Annotated in this window: 20 protein-coding genes; 15 read left to right on the top strand and 5 right to left on the bottom strand. The window is 62.4% G+C overall.

The annotated features are described in order from the left end of the window. Nucleotides 1–45: 45 nt before the first annotated feature. The 6 genes from ispF to rpoS all read left to right on the top strand — a co-directional run bounded on the left by ispF (nucleotide 46) and on the right by rpoS (nucleotide 5,179). Nucleotides 46–519 (top strand): 2-C-methyl-D-erythritol 2,4-cyclodiphosphate synthase, encoded by a 474-nt coding sequence (gene ispF, locus R9B85_RS18445; RefSeq protein ID WP_015269207.1) that lies wholly within the window; start codon nucleotides 46–48, stop codon nucleotides 517–519. Next, complete coding sequence (gene truD / locus R9B85_RS18450; protein ID WP_215520366.1) at nucleotides 516–1,574, top strand: tRNA pseudouridine(13) synthase TruD; 1,059 nt, start codon at nucleotides 516–518, stop codon at nucleotides 1,572–1,574. The genes ispF and truD overlap by 4 nt, the downstream gene beginning before the upstream one ends. Next, entirely contained in the window at nucleotides 1,562–2,311 is a 750-nt protein-coding gene (surE, locus tag R9B85_RS18455) for a 5'/3'-nucleotidase SurE (RefSeq protein WP_085626450.1), read from the top strand. Before truD ends, surE begins: the two co-directional genes overlap by 13 nt. A 35-nt stretch (nucleotides 2,312–2,346) precedes the next feature. Then, nucleotides 2,347–2,985, top strand: coding sequence for a protein-L-isoaspartate(D-aspartate) O-methyltransferase (locus R9B85_RS18460; RefSeq protein ID WP_015269209.1), 639 nt, complete (start codon nucleotides 2,347–2,349; stop codon nucleotides 2,983–2,985). Nucleotides 2,986–3,205: 220 nt separating this feature from the next. Further along, on the top strand, nucleotides 3,206–4,063 hold the full coding sequence (locus R9B85_RS18465) for a peptidoglycan DD-metalloendopeptidase family protein (protein WP_112251071.1): 858 nt from the start codon (nucleotides 3,206–3,208) through the stop codon (nucleotides 4,061–4,063). Between the two features lie 108 nt (nucleotides 4,064–4,171). Further along, complete coding sequence (gene rpoS / locus R9B85_RS18470; RefSeq protein WP_013971277.1) at nucleotides 4,172–5,179, top strand: RNA polymerase sigma factor RpoS; 1,008 nt, start codon at nucleotides 4,172–4,174, stop codon at nucleotides 5,177–5,179. 638 nt (nucleotides 5,180–5,817) lie between these two features. On the opposite strand, the gene fdxA is transcribed toward rpoS, so the two are convergent. Both fdxA and mutS read right to left on the bottom strand, forming a co-directional pair. After that, nucleotides 5,818–6,141, bottom strand: a complete 324-nt coding sequence (gene fdxA, locus R9B85_RS18475; RefSeq protein ID WP_112251073.1) for a ferredoxin FdxA — start codon at nucleotides 6,139–6,141, stop codon at nucleotides 5,818–5,820. Between the two features lie 140 nt (nucleotides 6,142–6,281). Continuing rightward, complete coding sequence (gene mutS / locus R9B85_RS18480; RefSeq protein ID WP_181457316.1) at nucleotides 6,282–8,855, bottom strand: DNA mismatch repair protein MutS; 2,574 nt, start codon at nucleotides 8,853–8,855, stop codon at nucleotides 6,282–6,284. A gap of 301 nt (nucleotides 8,856–9,156) precedes the next feature. Here mutS and R9B85_RS18485 point away from each other — a divergent pair, with 301 nt between their 5' ends. The 4 genes from R9B85_RS18485 (at nucleotide 9,157) to recX (ending at nucleotide 12,078) form a co-directional block, all read left to right on the top strand. Next, the gene (locus tag R9B85_RS18485) at nucleotides 9,157–9,810 is read left to right on the top strand and encodes a hypothetical protein (protein ID WP_112251077.1); all 654 of its coding nucleotides are present in this window, start codon (nucleotides 9,157–9,159) and stop codon (nucleotides 9,808–9,810) included. A 122-nt stretch (nucleotides 9,811–9,932) separates the two neighbouring features. Next, the gene (locus R9B85_RS18490) at nucleotides 9,933–10,415 is read left to right on the top strand and encodes a CinA family protein (protein ID WP_112251079.1); all 483 of its coding nucleotides are present in this window, start codon (nucleotides 9,933–9,935) and stop codon (nucleotides 10,413–10,415) included. 103 nt (nucleotides 10,416–10,518) lie between these two features. Further along, entirely contained in the window at nucleotides 10,519–11,586 is a 1,068-nt protein-coding gene (gene recA, locus R9B85_RS18495; RefSeq protein WP_015269214.1) for a recombinase RecA, read from the top strand. Between the two features lie 21 nt (nucleotides 11,587–11,607). Then, a complete protein-coding gene (gene recX, locus R9B85_RS18500) occupies nucleotides 11,608–12,078 on the top strand; it encodes a recombination regulator RecX (protein WP_085619270.1) in 471 nt (156 codons plus the stop codon). Between the two features lie 204 nt (nucleotides 12,079–12,282). Here recX and R9B85_RS18505 read toward each other — a convergent pair whose 3' ends face one another. Next, complete coding sequence (locus R9B85_RS18505; RefSeq protein ID WP_423770427.1) at nucleotides 12,283–13,401, bottom strand: LOG family protein; 1,119 nt, start codon at nucleotides 13,399–13,401, stop codon at nucleotides 12,283–12,285. A 161-nt stretch (nucleotides 13,402–13,562) separates the two neighbouring features. Between R9B85_RS18505 and R9B85_RS18510 the strand changes: the two genes are divergently transcribed. Then, nucleotides 13,563–13,772, top strand: a complete 210-nt coding sequence (locus tag R9B85_RS18510; protein ID WP_375149661.1) for a hypothetical protein — start codon at nucleotides 13,563–13,565, stop codon at nucleotides 13,770–13,772. A gap of 12 nt (nucleotides 13,773–13,784) precedes the next feature. Here R9B85_RS18510 and R9B85_RS18515 read toward each other — a convergent pair whose 3' ends face one another. Continuing rightward, nucleotides 13,785–14,204 carry a quorum-sensing-regulated virulence factor family protein gene (locus R9B85_RS18515; RefSeq protein ID WP_112251085.1) on the bottom strand — a complete coding sequence of 140 codons (420 nt, stop codon included), beginning with the start codon at nucleotides 14,202–14,204 and terminating at the stop codon, nucleotides 13,785–13,787. Nucleotides 14,205–14,460: 256 nt separating this feature from the next. Between R9B85_RS18515 and R9B85_RS18520 the strand changes: the two genes are divergently transcribed. The 3 genes from R9B85_RS18520 (at nucleotide 14,461) to R9B85_RS18530 (ending at nucleotide 16,339) form a co-directional block, all read left to right on the top strand. Beyond that, entirely contained in the window at nucleotides 14,461–15,171 is a 711-nt protein-coding gene (locus tag R9B85_RS18520) for a tRNA-uridine aminocarboxypropyltransferase (RefSeq protein WP_112251087.1), read from the top strand. A gap of 78 nt (nucleotides 15,172–15,249) precedes the next feature. Beyond that, complete coding sequence (erdR, locus tag R9B85_RS18525) at nucleotides 15,250–15,900, top strand: response regulator transcription factor ErdR (RefSeq protein WP_112251088.1); 651 nt, start codon at nucleotides 15,250–15,252, stop codon at nucleotides 15,898–15,900. Nucleotides 15,901–15,973: 73 nt separating this feature from the next. Continuing rightward, entirely contained in the window at nucleotides 15,974–16,339 is a 366-nt protein-coding gene (locus tag R9B85_RS18530) for a diacylglycerol kinase (protein WP_004375479.1), read from the top strand. Here R9B85_RS18530 and finR read toward each other — a convergent pair. Beyond that, on the bottom strand, nucleotides 16,336–17,262 hold the full coding sequence (gene finR, locus R9B85_RS18535) for a LysR family transcriptional regulator FinR (protein ID WP_112251089.1): 927 nt from the start codon (nucleotides 17,260–17,262) through the stop codon (nucleotides 16,336–16,338). The two genes, R9B85_RS18530 and finR, sit on opposite strands and share 4 nt — an antisense overlap. A 121-nt stretch (nucleotides 17,263–17,383) precedes the next feature. Here finR and fpr point away from each other — a divergent pair, with 121 nt between their 5' ends. Beyond that, nucleotides 17,384–18,163 (top strand): ferredoxin-NADP reductase, encoded by a 780-nt coding sequence (gene fpr, locus R9B85_RS18540; protein WP_112251090.1) that lies wholly within the window; start codon nucleotides 17,384–17,386, stop codon nucleotides 18,161–18,163. Nucleotides 18,164–18,339 lie beyond the last annotated feature (176 nt).

Below are 18,339 nucleotides of genomic sequence, written 5' to 3' on the forward strand. Positions count from 1 at the left end.
AAAAGCAGGTAGAATCACGCCCTGACTCATTCAGGGCGTTTTTCTATGCGTATTGGCCATGGCTACGATGTGCACCGTTTCTGCGACGGTGATTTCATTACCCTGGGCGGGGTGCGTATCCCCCACAAATACGGCCTGCTGGCCCACTCCGATGGCGACGTGTTGCTGCACGCCCTGAGCGATGCCTTGCTAGGCGCGGCAGCGCTGGGAGACATCGGCAAGCACTTTCCCGACACCGACCCGCAGTTCAAGGGCGCCGACAGCCGCGTGCTGTTGCGCCATGTGGTCGGCATCGTCCAGGCCAAGGGCTGGAAAGTCGGCAACATCGACGCCACCATCGTCGCCCAGGCGCCGAAGATGGCCCCGCACATCGAAACCATGCGCAAGCTGATCGCCGAAGACCTGCAGGTCGAGCTCGACCAGGTCAACGTCAAGGCTACCACTACCGAGAAGCTGGGCTTCACCGGCCGCGAGGAGGGCATCGCCGTGCATTCGGTAGCCCTGCTGCTGCCAGCATGACCGAACTGGAACTGCTGGGCCCGCGCGCATCGGGCGAACCGCTGGGTACCGCCGTCCTCAAGGCGGTGGCCGAAGATTTCCAGGTCGACGAAGTACTGGACATCCCGCTGTCGGGCCAGGGCGAGCACCTGTGGCTTTGGGTCGAGAAGCGTGACCTGAACACCGAGGAGGCGGCCCGCCGCCTGGCCCGTGCCGCTGGGGTGCCGGTGCGCACGATCAGCTACGCCGGCCTCAAGGACCGCCAGGCCCTGACCCGCCAGTGGTTCAGCCTGCACCTGCCAGGCAAGGCCGACCCGGACCTGTCACGTGCCGAGGATGCCAGCCTGCGTGTGCTCAAGCAGGTGCGCCACCAGCGCAAGCTGCAGCGTGGCGCGCATTCGGCCAACGGCTTCACCTTGCGCCTGACTGCCCTGGCTGCCGATCACCAGGCGGTGGATGCGCGCCTGGAACAGCTCAAGCAGCACGGCGTGCCGAATTATTTCGGCACTCAGCGCTTCGGTCACGGTGGCGGCAACGTTCACGACGCCCTCGATTGGGCCGCACGCAAGGCCTTGCCCGAACAGCGCAACGTGCGTTCGCGGTTGCTCTCGGCCGGGCGCAGCTACCTGTTCAACCAGGTGCTGGCCGCCCGTGTTGCCGACGGTAGCTGGGCGCGTGCCCAGGTGGGCGACCTGTTGGCGTTCACCACCAGTCGTAGCTTCTTTCCTGCTGGGGAGTCGGAATGTTCCGATCCTCGGCTGGCGATCCTTGACTTGCATCCGACAGGCCCGCTGTGGGGAGCAGGCGATTCGCCGGCTACGGGAAGTTCTGCGCAACAAGAGGATGCGATCGCCGCACGGCAGCCGGCACTTTGCCAGTGGCTGGCCTTGGCGGGCATGGATCACGAACGACGCATTCTGCGGCTCCCTATTGGCGATCTTACGTGGCATTATCCCGAGCCTGATATCCTGCAACTGGAATTCGTCCTTCCGGCCGGATGCTTCGCCACCGTGGTGGTGCGCGAAGTCGTGGATCTGGTGTCGGCGGGGCAGACGGACAGCTCATGCGTATTCTGATTTCGAACGACGACGGTGTTACCGCACCCGGCATCGCCGCGCTGCACGCTGCGCTGGCGGATTACGCCGAGTGCGTGGTTATTGCCCCGGATCAAGACAAGAGCGGCGCCAGCAGTTCGCTGACGCTGGACCGGCCACTGCACCCGCAGACCTTGGCCAATGGCTTCATCAGCCTCAACGGCACGCCGACCGACTGCGTGCACCTGGGGCTCAATGGGCTGTTGCCACAGACGCCGGACATGGTCGTGTCGGGGATCAACCTCGGTGCCAACCTGGGCGACGATGTGCTCTATTCGGGCACGGTCGCGGCCGCGCTGGAAGGCCGTTTTCTCGGTGGCACCTCGCTGGCGTTTTCGTTGTTGTCGCGCCAGCCGGACAACCTGCCGACCGCGGCCCATATCGCCCGCCGCCTGGTCGAGGCGCAGTCGCGTCTGGCCTTGCCGCCGCGCACCGTGCTCAACGTCAACATCCCCAACCTGCCGCTGGAGCACATTCGTGGCATTCAGCTCACCCGCCTCGGTCACCGGGCGCGGGCGGCGGCGCCGACCAAGGTGGTCAACCCGCGCGGCAAGGAGGGCTACTGGATCGCCGTGGCCGGGGATGCCGAGGACGGTGGCCCGGGTACCGACTTCCATGCGGTGATGCAGGGCTATGTATCGATCACTCCGCTGCAGCTCGACCGCACCTTCAGTGATGCCTTCGAGCAGCTCGACGGTTGGCTGGAGGGCCTGCTCTGATGCGCGAGGACGATATGCTGCGGCGTGGCATCGGCATGACCTCCCAGCGTACCCGGGAGCGGCTGATCCAGCGCCTGTGCGAGGAGGGCGTATCGAACACCAAGGTGCTCGACGTGATCCGTCGTACCCCGCGCCATCTGTTCGTCGACGAGGCGCTGGCGCATCGCGCCTACGAAGACACTGCGCTGCCGATCGGCCACAACCAGACCATCTCGCAACCATTCATGGTTGCCCACATGAGCGAGCTGCTGCTCGAGGCCGGGCCGCTGGACAAGGTGCTGGAGATCGGCACCGGTTCGGGCTACCAGACGGCAATCCTGGCCCAGCTGGTCGAGCGGGTGTTCTCGGTGGAACGCATCAAGGTGCTGCAGGACCGGGCCAAGGAGCGCCTGGTGGAGCTGAACCTGCGTAACGTGGTGTTCCGCTGGGGCGACGGTTGTGAAGGCTGGCCGGCGCTGGCGCCGTACAATGGCATCATCGTCACCGCCGTGGCGCCGGAAGTGCCGCAGGCACTGCTTGACCAGCTGGCACCCGGTGGCCGTATGGTGATCCCGGTAGGGCCGGCCGGTGAAACCCAGCAGCTGATGCTGATCGTGCGCGAGGAGCATGGATTCTCTCGCCGGGTGCTGGGGGCCGTGCGCTTCGTACCGCTGCTCAACGGCCCGCTGGCCTGAACACGGCTGGTTCGAGCCGCGCGATATTTTTGCGCCAGCACCGAATTCTTGCGGCAACGCCCTGTCTATCTGGCGGGGTGAAGCGCCAGCGCACTGCGTGCACCAAGGCTTTGCAGCAGTCTTTCACCCACCCTGCCAATGCGGGCGGGCTTGGTTATAATTGCAACAATATTGCATTTCTTGTCTTCATATCGTTTTCGGCACCATGAGGGGAGCGCGGGTGGGTCACACAGTCATTCGGCAGCGCAAGGACGGGTCGGGTTTCACGCTTCTGGTGATTGCACTGGCCATGGGCACGCTACTGGTGGGTTGCTCTAGCACCAGCAGCAATAGCGCGCGGGTGGTCGACCGCAATAACACCGTGCCCAAGCGCCCGGCTGTAACCACCGGGCAATACATCGTCAAGCCTGGCGATACGCTGTTCTCCATCGCCTTCCGTTATGGCTGGGACTACAAGGAACTGGCTGCGCGCAACGGCATCGCGGCGCCTTACACCATTCGCCCGGGGCAAGCGATTCGTTTCAGCAGCGGCTCTACCGGCAGTACCACGGTGGTGTCCAGCCCGTCTTCGTCCAGCAAGACCACGGTCATCCGGCGGCCTGTGGGCAGTACCAGCACACCCCCTGCCAGCACCACCAGGCCGGCCACGCCGACAGCCTCCAGCAGCGCCCCGGTGGTTGCCACGGTGCCTGCCGCAGAGCGCGCAGTAGGTGGCTGGACCTGGCCTGCCAATGGCGTGCTGATTGGAAAATTCGCTTCAAACGGTAGTTTGAATAAAGGCATTGATATCGCCGGTGATTTGGGACAGCCTGTTTTTGCTGCGTCTGATGGTTCAGTGGTGTACGCCGGGAGTGGCTTGAGGGGCTATGGCGAACTGATCATCATCAAGCACAGCGATACCTACGTCAGTGCCTACGGCCATAACCGCAGGCTGTTGGTTCGGGAGGGGCAGCAGGTCAAGGCAGGGCAGTCGATTGCTGAAATGGGGTCCACGGGCACTGATCGGGTGAAGCTGCATTTCGAAATTCGCCGCCAGGGCAAACCCGTCGATCCGCTCCAGTTCCTGCCACGTCGTTGACCGTTGGGCCCGGCCTGTTCCTGTGATGTAGAGGGGACAGGCTCCAGCGCTGCCAGGGAGACAGGTGCCGCTCGAGTCTGAGTTCGAACTCAGCAAAGGACTATAACAATGGCTCTCAGTAAAGAAGTGCCGGAGTTTGACATCGACGATGACCTACTTCTGATGGAGACGGGTATCGTTTTGGAAACGGATGTGGTGTCAGACGAACCTGCTGTATCTTCGGTTCGGACGAGGGCCAAGTCGGGCTCTTCGCTCAAGCAACACAAGTACATCGATTACAGCCGGGCGCTCGATGCCACCCAGCTGTATCTCAACGAGATCGGATTCTCGCCTCTGCTTTCGCCGGAAGAGGAAGTGCACTTTGCGCGCCTGTCGCAAAAGGGCGACCCCGCCGGCCGCAAGCGCATGATCGAAAGCAACCTGCGCCTGGTTGTAAAAATTGCCCGCCGTTACGTGAACCGCGGCCTGTCGCTGCTCGACCTGATCGAGGAGGGCAACCTGGGCCTGATCCGTGCAGTCGAGAAGTTCGACCCGGAGCGTGGTTTCCGGTTCTCGACCTATGCGACCTGGTGGATTCGCCAGACCATCGAGCGGGCGATCATGAACCAGACCCGCACCATTCGCCTGCCGATCCACGTGGTCAAGGAGCTGAACGTCTACCTGCGCGCCGCGCGCGAGCTGACCCAGAAACTGGACCACGAACCCTCGCCAGAAGAAATCGCCACGCTGCTGGAGAAGCCGGTCGCCGAGGTCAAGCGCATGCTGGGCCTGAACGAGCGGGTGTCTTCGGTGGATGTGTCGCTCGGCCCGGACTCGGACAAGACCCTGCTCGATACCTTGACCGACGACCGCCCGACCGACCCGTGCGAACTGCTGCAGGATGACGACCTGTCGCAGAGCATCGACCAATGGCTGGGTGAGTTGACCGACAAGCAGCGTGAGGTGGTGGTGCGCCGCTTTGGCCTGCGCGGGCATGAAAGCAGCACCCTGGAAGATGTCGGCCTGGAGATCGGCCTGACCCGTGAGCGGGTACGGCAGATACAGGTCGAGGGGCTCAAGCGTTTGCGTGAGATCCTCGAGAAGAACGGCCTTTCCAGTGAATCGTTGTTCCAGTAGCGAAGGTCTGTAACAGCAAACGCCCCGATGACCTCGGGGCGTTTTTGTATGTGGCGACCAGAGGTGTCCCATTCAAAATTGCCGGGGGCGCTTTGCGCCCCTTTCGCGACACAAGGCCGCTCCTACAGGGGGCGCGATCATGCAGGCGATCGCGGTCCTCTGTAGGAGCGGCCTTGTGTCGCGATGGGCTGCAAGGCAGCCCCAAAATCGCTCAGGCAAAACCAATATCAAATGTGTACCGCGCCACCCCAGTAACATCGCGTGTAAGCCTTTGCTTACTTGTTCTGTAAGCCTTCTATGTATGCTTCAGTAAATCATTGTCGTATCCAGCACCTGTATTTTCCCAACTCATTGAAAACCTTCGCTTATTCAGCTGTGAGGAAATGTGTCACCTGCAATACCCTGTGAGGTTTAGCGGTTGCCCGCCCAGCGCAAGTCGCTAGTATTCGAACTGTGCACAGGGACATGCACAGGCTTTCAGGAGGAAAGCCAGGGACATCGCAAGAAGCGATTTCATCAGGATGATGTTTGGGACAAGCAGGGACTACGGAAAAAAATGTGGGCGGGTCAAACCGCCCCTTTTTTTTGCCTGCAAAAAACAAAAAAGGCCGCAAGGGCCTTTTTCGTATGCGGCGCTATCAGCGCTCCAGGTGTTCGATCTTGCCGGTCTTGCCGTCCCACTCTTCAGCGTCTGGCAGGGCGTCCTTACGCTCGGTGATGTTCGGCCAGACTTCCGCCAGTTCGGCGTTCAGCTCGATGAAGTTTTCCATGCCCGCTGGCACTTCGTCTTCCGAGAAGATGGCTTGCGCTGGGCACTCCGGCTCGCACAGGGCGCAGTCGATGCACTCGTCCGGATGAATGACCAGGAAGTTCGGGCCTTCGTAGAAGCAGTCCACCGGGCAGACTTCCACGCAGTCGGTGTATTTGCATTTGATGCAGTTGTCGGTGACGACGAAGGTCATTTCTAATTCTCTCCTCAGGCGACGGCGGCGGCCCTTCCTCTCAGGGCCGCGCGGTTTACGGGCATGTGGCTGCAGGCCAGGCTAATAACCTGCAGCACCAGCAAACCGCGGCGGATTCTACCAGCTTGTAGTGGGCGCCGTTATAACAGGTTCTTTAGTTGATATAGCATTTCGATAGCTTGACGCGGGGTCATGTCGTCCAGCTGCAGCTTGCCCAGCTTCTCGATGGCCGGGTGTGGAAGGCTGGCGAACAGGTCGCTCTGGTGCGGGACCTGTGGCACGTCCTTGGCCTTTTGGGCCGGGGGCTGTTCATGCGCAAGGCTGGTGGTTTCCAGTCTCGCCAGATGTTCACGGGCACGCTGGATGACGGCCGTCGGCACGCCAGCCAGCTGCGCCACGGCCAGGCCGTAGCTCTGGCTGGCGGGGCCAGGCAGCACGTGGTGCAGGAACACGATGCGCTCGTTGTGCTCGGTGGCGTTCAGGTGAACGTTGGCCACCAGCGGCTCGCTTTCCGGCAGCACGGTGAGCTCGAAGTAGTGCGTGGCGAACAGTGTATAGGCACGCAGCTGGGCCAGGCGCTCGGCGGCGGCCCAGGCCAGCGACAGGCCGTCGAAGGTACTGGTGCCGCGGCCCACTTCGTCCATCAGCACCAGGCTGCGGTCGGTGGCGTTGTGCAGGATATTGGCGGTTTCGCTCATCTCGACCATGAAGGTCGAGCGGCCGCCGGCCAGATCGTCACTGGAGCCGATGCGGGTAAAGATGCGGTCGACCAGCGACAGCTCGCAGCTGGCCGCCGGCACGAAGCTGCCGATGTGCGCAAGCAGCACGATCAGGGCGGTCTGGCGCATGTAGGTAGACTTACCGCCCATGTTCGGGCCGGTGATGATCAGCATGCGCGTGCTGTTGTCCAAGCCCAGGTCGTTGGCCACGAACGGTGTGGTCAATACCTGTTCCACCACCGGGTGACGGCCCTGCTCGATACGCAGGCACGGCTCGTCGACGAAGCGCGGGCAGTTCAGGTCCAGGTTCAGCGCACGTTCGGCCAGGTTGCTGAGCACGTCCAGTTCGGCCAGGGCGGCGGCGCTGTCCTGCAGCGGCGCCAGGTGGCTGATCAAGGTTTCCAGCAGAGCGTCGTAGAGCATCTTTTCGCGGGCCAGGGCGCGGCTCTTGGCCGACAGCGCCTTGTCCTCGAACGCCTTCAGTTCCGGAGTAATGAAGCGCTCGGCGCCCTTGAGGGTCTGACGGCGGATGTAGTCGCCCGGGGCCTGCTCGGCCTGCTTGGTCGGCAGCTCGATGAAGTAGCCATGCACCCGGTTGTAGCCGACCTTGAGGTTGGCCAGGCCGGTGCGGGCCTTTTCCCGGACTTCCAGGTCGATCAGAAACTGGCCGGCGTTCTCGCTGATCGCCAGCAGCTCGTCCAGTTCGTTGTCATAGCCGGCCTTGAGCACGCCGCCATCGCGGATCACCGCCGGCGGGTTGTCGATGATCGCCCGCTCCAGCAGGCTGGCCAGTTCGGGGTAGGTGCCGGTAATGGCGGCCAGGCGGGCCAGGTGCGGTGCCTCCAGCTCGGCCATGGCGTTCTGCAGCTCGGGCAGCGCGCCCAAGGCGTCGCGCAGGCGTGCCAGGTCGCGTGGGCGGGCGTTGCGCAGGCCGATACGGGCGAGAATCCGCTCGATATCGCCGATTTCCTTGAGCTGCGGCTGCAGCTTCTCGAAGCGGTAGCCGTCGAGCAGGCAACGGATCGAGTCCTGGCGTGCCTGCAACACCTTGAGGTCGCGCAACGGGCGGTTCAACCAGCGGCTCAGCAAACGGCTGGCCATGGCGGTCTGGCAGCGGTCGATCACCGATTGCAGGGTGTTGTCGCGGCCGCCGGCCAGGTTGATGTCCAGCTCCAGGTTGCGGCGGCTGGCGCCGTCGAGGATGACCGTGTCGTCCAGGCGTTCGTGGCGCAGGCTGCGCAGGTGCGGCAGGGCAGTGCGCTGGGTTTCCTTGGCGTAGATCAGCAGGCAACCGGCGGCGCCGATGGCCAGGGTCAGCTTGTCGCAGCCAAAGCCCTTGAGGTCCTTGGTCGCGAACTGCTGGCACAGGGCCTTGCGCGCCGAATCACGGTCGAAGTCCCATGGCGCGCGGCGACGGGCGCCCGGGCGTTTTTCGGCAGGCAGGTCGCGCGGCCAGTCGTCGGGGATCAGCAGCTCGACCGGGTTCAGGCGCTCGAGCTCGGCCAGCAGGTTTTCCCAGCCCTTGATCTCCTGCACGCTGAAGTTGCCACTGGTGATGTCCAGTACGGCCAGGCCGAACAGGCGCTCGTCACCGAGCAGCGCGGCAATCAGGTTGTCGCGACGTTCGTCGAGCAGGGCCTCGTCGCTGACCGTACCGGGGGTGATGATGCGCACCACCTGGCGTTCCACCGGGCCCTTGCTGGTGGCGGGGTCGCCAATCTGTTCGCAGATCACCACCGATTCGCCGAGCTTGACCAGCTTGGCCAGGTAGCCTTCCAGCGAATGGAACGGAATCCCGCACATGGGGATGGACTGGCCGGCCGACTGACCGCGCGCGGTCAACGTGATGTCCAGCAGTTTTGCGGCTTTTTTCGCATCTTCGTAGAAGATCTCGTAGAAGTCGCCCATGCGGTAGAACATCAGCTGGTCCGGGTGCTGGTTCTTCAGCTTCCAGTACTGCTGCATCATCGGGGTGTGTGCGGAGAAATCGGAGATTGCTTTATTCATCAAGGGCTTAAAAAGTAGGTCTCAATATTGTGGGGCAAATTGGGGCGTTCTGTGTTGCATGCGCGACGCCGAGACCCACCGGATTTTTCAAGCCGCATAGGTTAACACGGCTACCCGGCAGGCAGTACCTGCATGTCTGCCAAGCGCGCAGGGTTGTATTGAAGGCAGGTTGACAGCACCGAGCTGCCATGGAGAATTGCGCGCTCTTACCCATCAGGATGGCTTGCCTGACGCATTCGCGGGGGCCTGCGGCCCAATAGAAAGTTATTGCAACAGGTTGATTAGTGCCATGAGCGCAGTTCGTTTTGATGTAGATGCGGTTTTTTGTATTTCCCTCGACACCCGCGCTGACCGGCGCACGCTGTTCAGCGAAACCATCGGGCGACAGCTCGACAACGAAGTGCACTTTCATGTCGTCGAGAAAAACAGCGATCCCAAGCGCGGTTGCTACGAATCCCATCAGCAACTGGCCCGTCATGCGCTGGATAAGGGCCTCGATCGAATCCTGATCTTCGAAGACGATGCCAAGGCTTATGAGTTCAAGCCTTCGCAAGTGCGCTGGGTCAATCGCTTCATGCAGAAACGGCCTTTCGAGGCCTTGCACCTGGGTTATTCCATGGGGCGAACCTGGCTGACCTGGTTCCCGTTCATCGCCCGCGGGCGGGTGGTGGCGCTGCATGCTTATGTGCTGTCGCGCGAGGGCTGCCGGATCCTGGCGCAGACCCCCTACGATGGCACGCCGGTGGATGTGGTGGTCAAGCACCGGATCCGCCAGCATTGCGTATTCCCCATGATGTTCCGCCAGCACGCCGCCGCCGTGGCCGGTAGCGACCTGGAACAGGTGGTGCGCAATGAGGACGAGTGGTGGGAGCGCAACTGGACCAAGCATCGTCGTTCACCGATGAAGAACCTCTGGCGGACCGTGCTGCGGCTGAATTTCTGATTGGTGTGGGCTTCAGGCGCCAAAAATCCAGAGGCGAACATCCTCATGTCCAGCACGCCGCCAGACGCCCATTCCCCAATCCTGAAATGCTAGGGTAGAAGGCAGTCTACAAGGAGCCCGACATGGACCCGATCACCACGCTTGCCATCCGCCTGGGTGAGCACCTGCGCCGCTTCAACGCGCAGGTGAGCACCGCCGAATCCTGCACCGGTGGCGGCATCGCCGAGGCCATCACCCGTGTGCCCGGCAGCTCGGCCTGGTTCGAGGCCGGTTACGTGACCTATTCCAACACCCAGAAAACCCGTCAGCTGGGAGTGCCCGCAGCGTTGTTCGGCCAGGTTGGCGCGGTAAGCCAGGAAGTGGTCGAAGCGATGGTCCGCGGCGCCCAGGCTGCCAGCGGCGCGCGCTTTGCCGTGGCGGTGAGCGGCGTGGCCGGGCCAGACGGTGGTTCGCCGGCCAAACCAGTGGGTACCGTGTGGCTGGCCTGGGGCGACGGTAACCATGTGTACAGCGAGCGGCGCCAGTTCGACGGCGACCGCGAGGCGGTGCGCCGGCAGACGGTGATCGCCGCGTTAGACGGCTTGTTACAGCTTGGTGCCGAGTAAATCGACAACAGGGGTTTGCGCGGGCGCTTGCCTGTGGAATAATACTGGCTACTTATACAGGTATTCCGGCCGTCAGGGCCAAGTCGAACACGTGAGGATTTCAATGGACGACAACAAGAAGCGCGCCTTGGCTGCGGCCCTGGGTCAGATCGAACGCCAATTCGGCAAGGGCGCCGTCATGCGCATGGGCGACCACGAGCGCCAGGCTATCCCTGCCATCTCCACTGGCTCGCTGGGCCTGGACATCGCCCTGGGCATCGGCGGCCTGCCAAAAGGCCGTATCGTCGAGATCTACGGCCCGGAATCGTCGGGTAAGACCACGCTGACTCTGTCGGTCATCGCCGAAGCCCAGAAGAACGGCGCCACCTGCGCCTTCGTCGACGCCGAACACGCCCTCGACCCCGAGTACGCCGGCAAGCTGGGCGTCAACGTCGACGACCTGCTGGTTTCGCAGCCGGACACCGGCGAACAGGCCCTGGAAATCACCGACATGCTGGTGCGTTCCAACGCTGTCGACGTGATCATCGTCGACTCCGTGGCCGCCCTGGTACCGAAGGCCGAGATCGAAGGCGAGATGGGGGACATGCACGTGGGCCTGCAGGCGCGCCTGATGTCCCAGGCGCTGCGCAAGATCACCGGTAACATCAAGAACGCCAACTGCCTGGTCATCTTCATCAACCAGATCCGTATGAAGATCGGTGTGATGTTCGGCAGCCCGGAAACCACCACCGGTGGTAACGCCCTGAAGTTCTACGCCTCGGTGCGTCTGGATATCCGCCGCACCGGCGCGGTCAAGGAAGGCGACGAGGTGGTCGGTAGCGAAACCCGCGTCAAGATCGTCAAGAACAAGGTTTCTCCACCATTCCGTCAAGCCGAGTTCCAGATCCTCTACGGCAAGGGTATCTACCGTAACGGCGAGATCATTGACCTGGGTGTTTCCCAGGGTCTGGTCGAGAAGTCCGGTGCCTGGTACGCCTACCAAGGCAACAAGATCGGTCAAGGCAAAGCCAACGCTGCCAAGTACCTGGCTGAGAACCCGGCTATTGGTGCCGAGATCGAGAAGCAGATTCGTGAGAAGCTGCTGACCTCTGGGGCTGTTGCGGCTGCTGGTAAGGCTGCTGCTGCCGAAGCCGATGCCGATGACATGGCCGACGCTGACGCCGGTTATTGATTGCGCGGTAGATAGCCGAACATGTCCGCCGTACTCGACACCCCCGTCGCCATTCGGCGGACAGCCATGGACCTGCTCGCGCGACGTGAGCACGGTCGCGTCGAGCTGACGCGCAAGTTGCGTCAGCGCGGCGCTTCGGACGAGCTGATCGAGCCTGAACTCGACCGGCTCGCCGAAGAAGGGCTGCTTAGCGAAGCCCGCTACCTCGAAAGTTTCATCCGGTACCGTTCCAGCTCCGGCTATGGCCCTGCGCGTATTCGCGAAGAGCTAGGCCAGCGCGGTTTGGCGCGTGCTGATATCGAGCAGGCGCTGCGCGAGAGCGAGGTGGACTGGGGCGAGCGCATGCGTGATGTATGGCAGCGCAAGTTTGCTGGTCAACGCCCGCAAGATCCCCGAAGCCGTGCCCAGCAGACCCGTTTTCTGGCGTACCGGGGTTTCCCCATGGACATGATCGGCCGCCTGCTCAGTGGGCGTGATATCGACGATTACTGAAGACCGGGGCCGCTTTGCGGCCCTTCGCGGGCTTGCCCGCTCCCACAGGTTTGAGGCGAGGCATCAGACAGTGCGTGCTCTTGTGGGAGCGGGTTTACCCGCGAACACCGGCGCAGCCGGTGTCATACACCGCGTTGGATTCTTCGCAGCGGTTCGACGCCTCGATGAACCCGCTCCCACAGGATGCGCGGGCTAGTGTCACGATCAACTGACCTTCAACGCCTCCCTGGCCCGCTGCGTGGTATGCATGGGCTGCGGCTTGGCCCAGTTCTCCGGCAGGTTGATGAAGTCCACCAGTTCACGCAGCCGGCCTTGATCCCGACCATTGAAGGCAAATGACAAGCGGGTCAGGTGGCTGAAATTGCCCACTTCGTGCTCGGCACTGCTGTCAGGTTGCTGGTGATACTTGCCACTCAGGCGCAAGTCGGCAAAGCCTTCCTGGATGTCATACAGCGCCGCCTCGCTGAGCGGGTGATGCATGCGGATCACGAACTGGCTCTTCAGCCAGCGGCTGGAGTGGTAGTTACTGTAGAACTGGTTGATTTCTTCCACTGCCTCGTCAGCGCTGTACACCAGGCGCAGCAGTTTCAGGTCGCTGGGCAGGATGTAGCGGTTCTCCTCCAGTTGGCGGCTGATGAAGTCCAGGCAGTCGCGCCAGAATCTGCCACCTGGCGAATCCAGCAGCACTACCGGTACCAGCGGGCTCTTGCCAGTCTGGATCAGGGTCAGCACTTCCAGCGCTTCATCCAGAGTGCCGAAACCACCCGGGCACAGCACCAGGGCATCGGCCTCCTTGACGAAGAACAGCTTGCGGATGAAGAAAAAATGGAACGGCAGCAGCTTGTCGGTGCCATCCACCGTGGGGTTGGCGTGTTGCTCGAAGGGCAGGGTGATGTTGAACCCCAGGCTGTGGTCGCTGCCGGCGCCTTCGTGGGCAGCTGCCATGATGCCGCCGCCGGCACCGGTGATGACCATCAGGTCGGAGCGTGCCAGGGTTGCGCCCAGTTCGCGGGCCAGGGCGTACATCGGGTGTTCCAGCGGGGTGCGCGCCGAGCCGAACACGGTCACCTTGCGCCGGCCCTTGTAACGTTCCAGGGTGCGGAACGAATGGTCCAGTTCGCGCAGCGCCTGCAGGGTGATCTTGGCGCTCCAGCGGTCGGTGTCGTCATGGGCCATGCGCAGGATGGTCAGCATCATGTCGCGGTACAGCGGCAGGTTGGGGCTGTTCGGGGCTACCAGTTGCAGCTGTGCGTCGATGTTGCTCAGGTCGATGTTGTTGTCGCGGAAGTGGCTGAACAGCAGTTCACTCGATTGGTAAGGCATGCAACGTCTCCTTCTGCACCAATACCTCTGACCTCAATCTAGACCCTTGCGCTCAATCGTGCCGGGGTGTTCGGCATCGCCGCCCGTCGGCATGCAGCCACTGGGGATGCGGGTTTGGTTAACTGGGTAGAGCGAAACGTGTCGATGCAGGAGGTGGCGGTATGCATCGCTTGATCATCGAAGTGGACCGGCAGCTTTACCAGCAGCTGGAGAATGCGGCCCAGGTGCATCACCTGAGCCTGGAAGCCGAGTGCCGGCGCAGGCTGTCGGGGCTGGAATGCCAGTCGCGCTACTTGCAGGCGCTGCTGGCAGAGATGCGCGCCGATGCCGCTGAAGGGCACTGGCGCGCCCGTGAGGACGAGAAGGCGTAGCGATCGAAGTGGTTACTTCTTCTTGTTGCCTGCGACGCAGCTGGCGTTGTCGAACGCCTGATCCATGATCGGTTGGTTGGTCTTGTAGACCGTGAAGCGGTAGACCATCACCGCGCCCTTGGACATCAGGTTGCGGAAACCGCTGTTGCGGCAGACGCTGTCACCCAGCTGGCTGCGTACCTGATCGGGGTTGGCCTGCATGCGCGCAGCATGCTCCTGGCGCACGCTCAGGTGGTTGACCAGTGCCTTGCCTTCCACCGTGTAACCCTGGTCGAGGATGTCCTCGTTGATGGCTCGCGGGGTGCCGACACTGCTCTCTTTGGCAACCTTCTGCAGCATGTTGTTCAGGTCGTATTCCTGCTTGGAAGCCGCCTGGGCTGCCAGGGGCAGGGCGAGCAACAGGCTCAGGGCGGGTACGATACGGCGCAGCATGAATCTCTCCTGGTTCGATGACTGGCGCTTTGACATGCGCGGGTCGACGGCGTTCCGTGACAACCGCACGTTGGCTGCAAATGGGGCTGCGCAGCAGCCCCAGAAGCGCGCAGGCGCGAGGCTGGGTAAAACAGCGATTATAGGGACCGCGCCGCCACCTGCACAGCAATTGGCCGCTGTTCTGATAGACTGGCGCCCTTAGTTTTCTCCGAGTCATCCTTGTGTCCATTCCCAACCTGTCCAGAGGCCTGCCGGCATGAGCCATGCGGTAGCGCGCCTGCGCGCCGAACGCCTGGCGCGCAGCAACAAGCCCTTCATCGCCCGTGGTTCGCGTGCCGAGCGCTGCCCCGACTGCCGGGTCATTGCCACTCATTGCCTGTGCGCCTGGAAGCCTCGGGTGCAGGCCGAGTCCGGCGTGTGCCTGCTGATGCATGACACCGAGCCGCTCAAGCCCACCAATACCGGCTGGCTGATCGCCGACCTGATCCAGGACACCTCGGCCTTCGGCTGGCTGCGCACTTCGGTCGACGAACGCTTGCTGGCGTTGCTGGACGATCCGCGTTGGCAACCCTACATCGTCTTTCCCGGCGAATTCGTTGCCCAGGAGCGAGTAGTCAGCGAAGTGGTGCGCGAGCCGGGCAAGCGCCCGCTGTTCATCCTGCTGGATGCCACCTGGACCGAAGCGCGCAAGATGTTCCGCAAAAGCCCGTACCTTGACCGCTTCCCGGTGTTGAGCCTGCAGGCCGAGCAGATGTCCCGCTACCGGCTGCGCCGCTCCAAGCGCGATGATCACTTCTGCACTGCGGAAGTCGCCGCCATGTGCCTGGACCTGGCTGGCGATACCCAGGCCTCGCAGGCGCTGGACGCCTACCTGGATGTGTTCAGCCTGCATTACCTGAGCGGCAAGCGGCGCCTGCCGCTGGACGAGCAGGACGATACCCACCAGCGTTTGCATACCTTCCTATAGTCCAAGGGGCACAACCCCTGCTTTGGTTCATAATGACCCTTACCCGAGTGCCCGACACAGAACAGGATCCCCAGATCGATGGCCACTTACGAAATCCTGATTGCCGATGACCACCCGCTGTTCCGTGGCGCCTTGCGCCAGGCCGTTACCCTCGGCCTGGGCCCGGATGTACGCCTGGTTGAAGTCGCCAGTATTGCCGAACTGGAAACCCGCCTGAGCGAAAAAGCCGATTGGGACCTGGTGTTGCTGGACTTGAACATGCCAGGGGCCTATGGTTTTTCCGGGCTGGTGCTGCTGCGCGGGCAATACCCGCAGATACCCGTGGTGATGGTATCGGCGCAGGAAGAGGCTGCAGTGGTGGTCAAGTCCCGCGAGTTTGGCGCCAGTGGCTTCATTCCCAAGTCCAGCACCCTGGAAGTTATTCAGGATGCGGTGCGTAAAGTGCTCGATGGCGAGGTCTGGTGGCCGCCGCAGGCGTTCGAAAAAGTCGATGTCTCGGCCGAGGCCAAGGCCGCCAGCGAAGGGCTGGCCAGCCTCACGCCACAGCAGTTCCGCGTGCTGACCATGGTCTGCGAAGGCCTGCTGAACAAGCAGATCGCCTATGAGCTGAGCGTTTCGGAAGCGACCATCAAGGCCCACGTGACCGCGATCTTCCGCAAGCTGGGCGTGCGTACTCGCACCCAGGCGGCTTTGCTGCTGCAACAACTTGAATCGGTTGCCAGTAGCTGAGTGCGTGTGGCTTCACGCTTTTTTGACCCGTGCCGGTCTAGTCTGCTGGCCTTTCCGTTGTGAAGTGACATACATGACATCGCCATTCAAGGGCCAGACCGGCCTCAAACGTATCTTCAACGCTGCCGGCTATTCGCTGGACGGCCTGCGCGCCGCTTTCAAGGGCGAGGCCGCGTTCCGCCAGCTGGTGCTGCTCAATGTGCTGCTGGTCCCGATCGCTTTCTGGCTACCGGTCAGCCGTGCGGAGCGGGCGATCATGATCGCCGTGTGCCTGTTGGGCTTGATCGTCGAACTGTTCAACTCGGCGGTGGAGGCAGCCATCGACCGCATTTCGCTCGAGCGCCACCCACTTTCGAAAAACGCCAAGGACATGGGCAGCGCCGCGCAACTGGTGGCACTGACCATGGTGGCGCTGGTGTGGGGCGTGATCCTGCTTTAAGCGATCGGTGGCAACACGATCTCGTCACTGCGTGTGAAACCGGCAGTGAAGTTGCGGCACAGTTCGAGAAATTCGCGCATGGCCGAGGTCTGGTACTTCTGTTTGTGCCAGATGAAGTAGAACTGGCGCATCAGGTCCAGCTCCGGGGTTTCCACCGGCACCAGGCTGCCGCGGCGGAAGGCGTCACGCAGGGCCAGGCGCGAGATGCAGCCAATGCCAAGGCCCGACTCCACCGCGCGCTTGATCGCTTCGGTGTGTTCCAGCTCCAGGCGGATGTTGAGGTTGGCGCGGTGGTGGCGCATGGCCTGGTCGAAGGTCAGGCGCGTGCCTGAGCCCTGCTCGCGCAGGATCCACGCTTCCTGGGACAAGGTCTGTACATCGGCGCGGCCCAGCTTGGCCAGCGGGTGCTGCGGCGCGCAGAACACCACCAGCTCGTCCTCGACCCAGGGCTGCACTTCCAGGTTCGGGTGGTTGCAATCGCCTTCGATCAGACCCAGATCAATTTCGTAATGCGCCACCTGTTGCACGATATGCGCAGTGTTCTGCACATGCAGCTTCACCTGGCTTTCCGGGTGCACCTGCATGAAACTGCCGATCAACAGGGTGGCCAGGTAGTTGCCGATGGTCAGCGTGGCACCGACCGCCAGCGAGCCGAAACCGGACTTGCCGTTGAGCAGGTCTTCGATTTCCTTGGCCTGGTCGAGCAGGGCCACGGCCTGCGGCAACAGTTGCTGGCCCAGGGCGTTGAGGCTCAGGCGCTTGCCGGCGCGGTCGAACAGCTGGCAGCTGGACTGGCGCTCAAGCTCGGTGATCGAGGTGCTGGCGGCCGACTGCGACAAGGCCAGCACACTGGCGGCGCGCGAAACGCTCTGGTGCTGGGCCACGGCAACGAAGACTTGCAGCTGACGAAGTGTAAATCGCATATCTATATAACCGATAACACATATCTTGATAATCCAGTTAACAGATATTGTCGCTGCCCCTAAACTATCGCGCAACTGCGCGTCTTGCGCGCGCCGCGTCTTTCTTCAGGAGCCCCATTAAATGAGCAACATGAACCACGAACGTGTCCTCAGTGTGCACCACTGGAACGACACCCTGTTCAGCTTCAAGTGCACCCGCGACCCGGGCCTGCGCTTCGAGAACGGTCAGTTCGTGATGATCGGCCTGCAACAGGACAACGGCCGTCCGCTCATGCGCGCCTATTCCATCGCTTCGCCGAACTGGGAAGAGCACCTGGAGTTCTTCAGCATCAAGGTGCCGGACGGTCCGCTGACCTCGCAGTTGCAGCACCTGAAGGAAGGCGACGAGATCATCATCAGCAAGAAGCCTACCGGTACCCTGGTTCTCGATGACCTGAAACCGGGTAAGCACCTGTACCTGCTGAGCACAGGCACTGGCCTGGCACCGTTCATGAGCGTCATCCAGGACCCGGAAACCTACGAGCGCTTCGAGAAAGTGATCCTGGTGCACGGCGTGCGCTACGTGAACGAAGTGGCCTACCGCGAGTTCATCACCGAGCACCTGCCGCAGAACGAATTCTTCGGCGAGTCGGTTCGCGACAAGCTGATCTACTACCCGACCGTGACCCGTGAACCGTTCGAAAACCAAGGCCGCCTGACCGACCTGATGCGCAGCGGCAAGCTGTTCAGCGACATCGGCCTGCCACCGATCAACCCGCAGGACGATCGCGCGATGATCTGCGGCAGCCCGAGCATGCTCGACGAGACCAGCGAAGTGCTGGACAGCTTCGGCCTGAAGGTCTCCCCGCGCATGCGCGAGCCGGGTGACTACCTGATCGAGCGTGCCTTCGTCGAGAAGTAAGGCACAGGCTGATGCAAAGAAGGCGACCTTAGGGTCGCCTTTCTTGTGCCTGTGATTCATGTGTCGCCAACACTGGCCTCTTCGCGGGTAAACCCGCTCCCACAGAGCTACCACAAGGCCTGACGTCAGTGGTATCCCTGTGGGAGCGGGTTTACCCGCGAAGGGGCCGGAACAGG

It is taken from the genome of Pseudomonas sp. NLJ1 (assembly GCF_049486705.1).
GTDB lineage: Bacteria > Pseudomonadota > Gammaproteobacteria > Pseudomonadales > Pseudomonadaceae > Aquipseudomonas > Aquipseudomonas inefficax.

Bases quoted from the DNA above. Each gene is read 5' to 3' on its own strand.
- R9B85_RS18530 (WP_004375479.1), top strand. From the start codon at position 15,974: ATGACATCGCCATTCAAGGGCCAGACCGGCCTCAAACGTATCTTCAAC.
- recA (WP_015269214.1), top strand. From the start codon at position 10,519: ATGGACGACAACAAGAAGCGCGCCTTGGCTGCGGCCCTGGGTCAGATC.
- R9B85_RS18520 (WP_112251087.1), top strand. From the start codon at position 14,461: ATGAGCCATGCGGTAGCGCGCCTGCGCGCCGAACGCCTGGCGCGCAGC.
- recX (WP_085619270.1), top strand. From the start codon at position 11,608: ATGTCCGCCGTACTCGACACCCCCGTCGCCATTCGGCGGACAGCCATG.
- fdxA (WP_112251073.1), bottom strand. From the start codon at position 6,141: ATGACCTTCGTCGTCACCGACAACTGCATCAAATGCAAATACACCGAC.
- surE (WP_085626450.1), top strand. From the start codon at position 1,562: ATGCGTATTCTGATTTCGAACGACGACGGTGTTACCGCACCCGGCATC.
- R9B85_RS18505 (WP_423770427.1), bottom strand. From the start codon at position 13,401: ATGCCTTACCAATCGAGTGAACTGCTGTTCAGCCACTTCCGCGACAAC.
- truD (WP_215520366.1), top strand. From the start codon at position 516: ATGACCGAACTGGAACTGCTGGGCCCGCGCGCATCGGGCGAACCGCTG.
- erdR (WP_112251088.1), top strand. From the start codon at position 15,250: ATGGCCACTTACGAAATCCTGATTGCCGATGACCACCCGCTGTTCCGT.
- finR (WP_112251089.1), bottom strand. From the start codon at position 17,262: ATGCGATTTACACTTCGTCAGCTGCAAGTCTTCGTTGCCGTGGCCCAG.
- R9B85_RS18460 (WP_015269209.1), top strand. From the start codon at position 2,347: ATGACCTCCCAGCGTACCCGGGAGCGGCTGATCCAGCGCCTGTGCGAG.
- fpr (WP_112251090.1), top strand. From the start codon at position 17,384: ATGAGCAACATGAACCACGAACGTGTCCTCAGTGTGCACCACTGGAAC.
- rpoS (WP_013971277.1), top strand. From the start codon at position 4,172: ATGGCTCTCAGTAAAGAAGTGCCGGAGTTTGACATCGACGATGACCTA.
- ispF (WP_015269207.1), top strand. From the start codon at position 46: ATGCGTATTGGCCATGGCTACGATGTGCACCGTTTCTGCGACGGTGAT.
- R9B85_RS18490 (WP_112251079.1), top strand. From the start codon at position 9,933: ATGGACCCGATCACCACGCTTGCCATCCGCCTGGGTGAGCACCTGCGC.
- R9B85_RS18485 (WP_112251077.1), top strand. From the start codon at position 9,157: ATGAGCGCAGTTCGTTTTGATGTAGATGCGGTTTTTTGTATTTCCCTC.
- R9B85_RS18515 (WP_112251085.1), bottom strand. From the start codon at position 14,204: ATGCTGCGCCGTATCGTACCCGCCCTGAGCCTGTTGCTCGCCCTGCCC.
- R9B85_RS18510 (WP_375149661.1), top strand. From the start codon at position 13,563: ATGCATCGCTTGATCATCGAAGTGGACCGGCAGCTTTACCAGCAGCTG.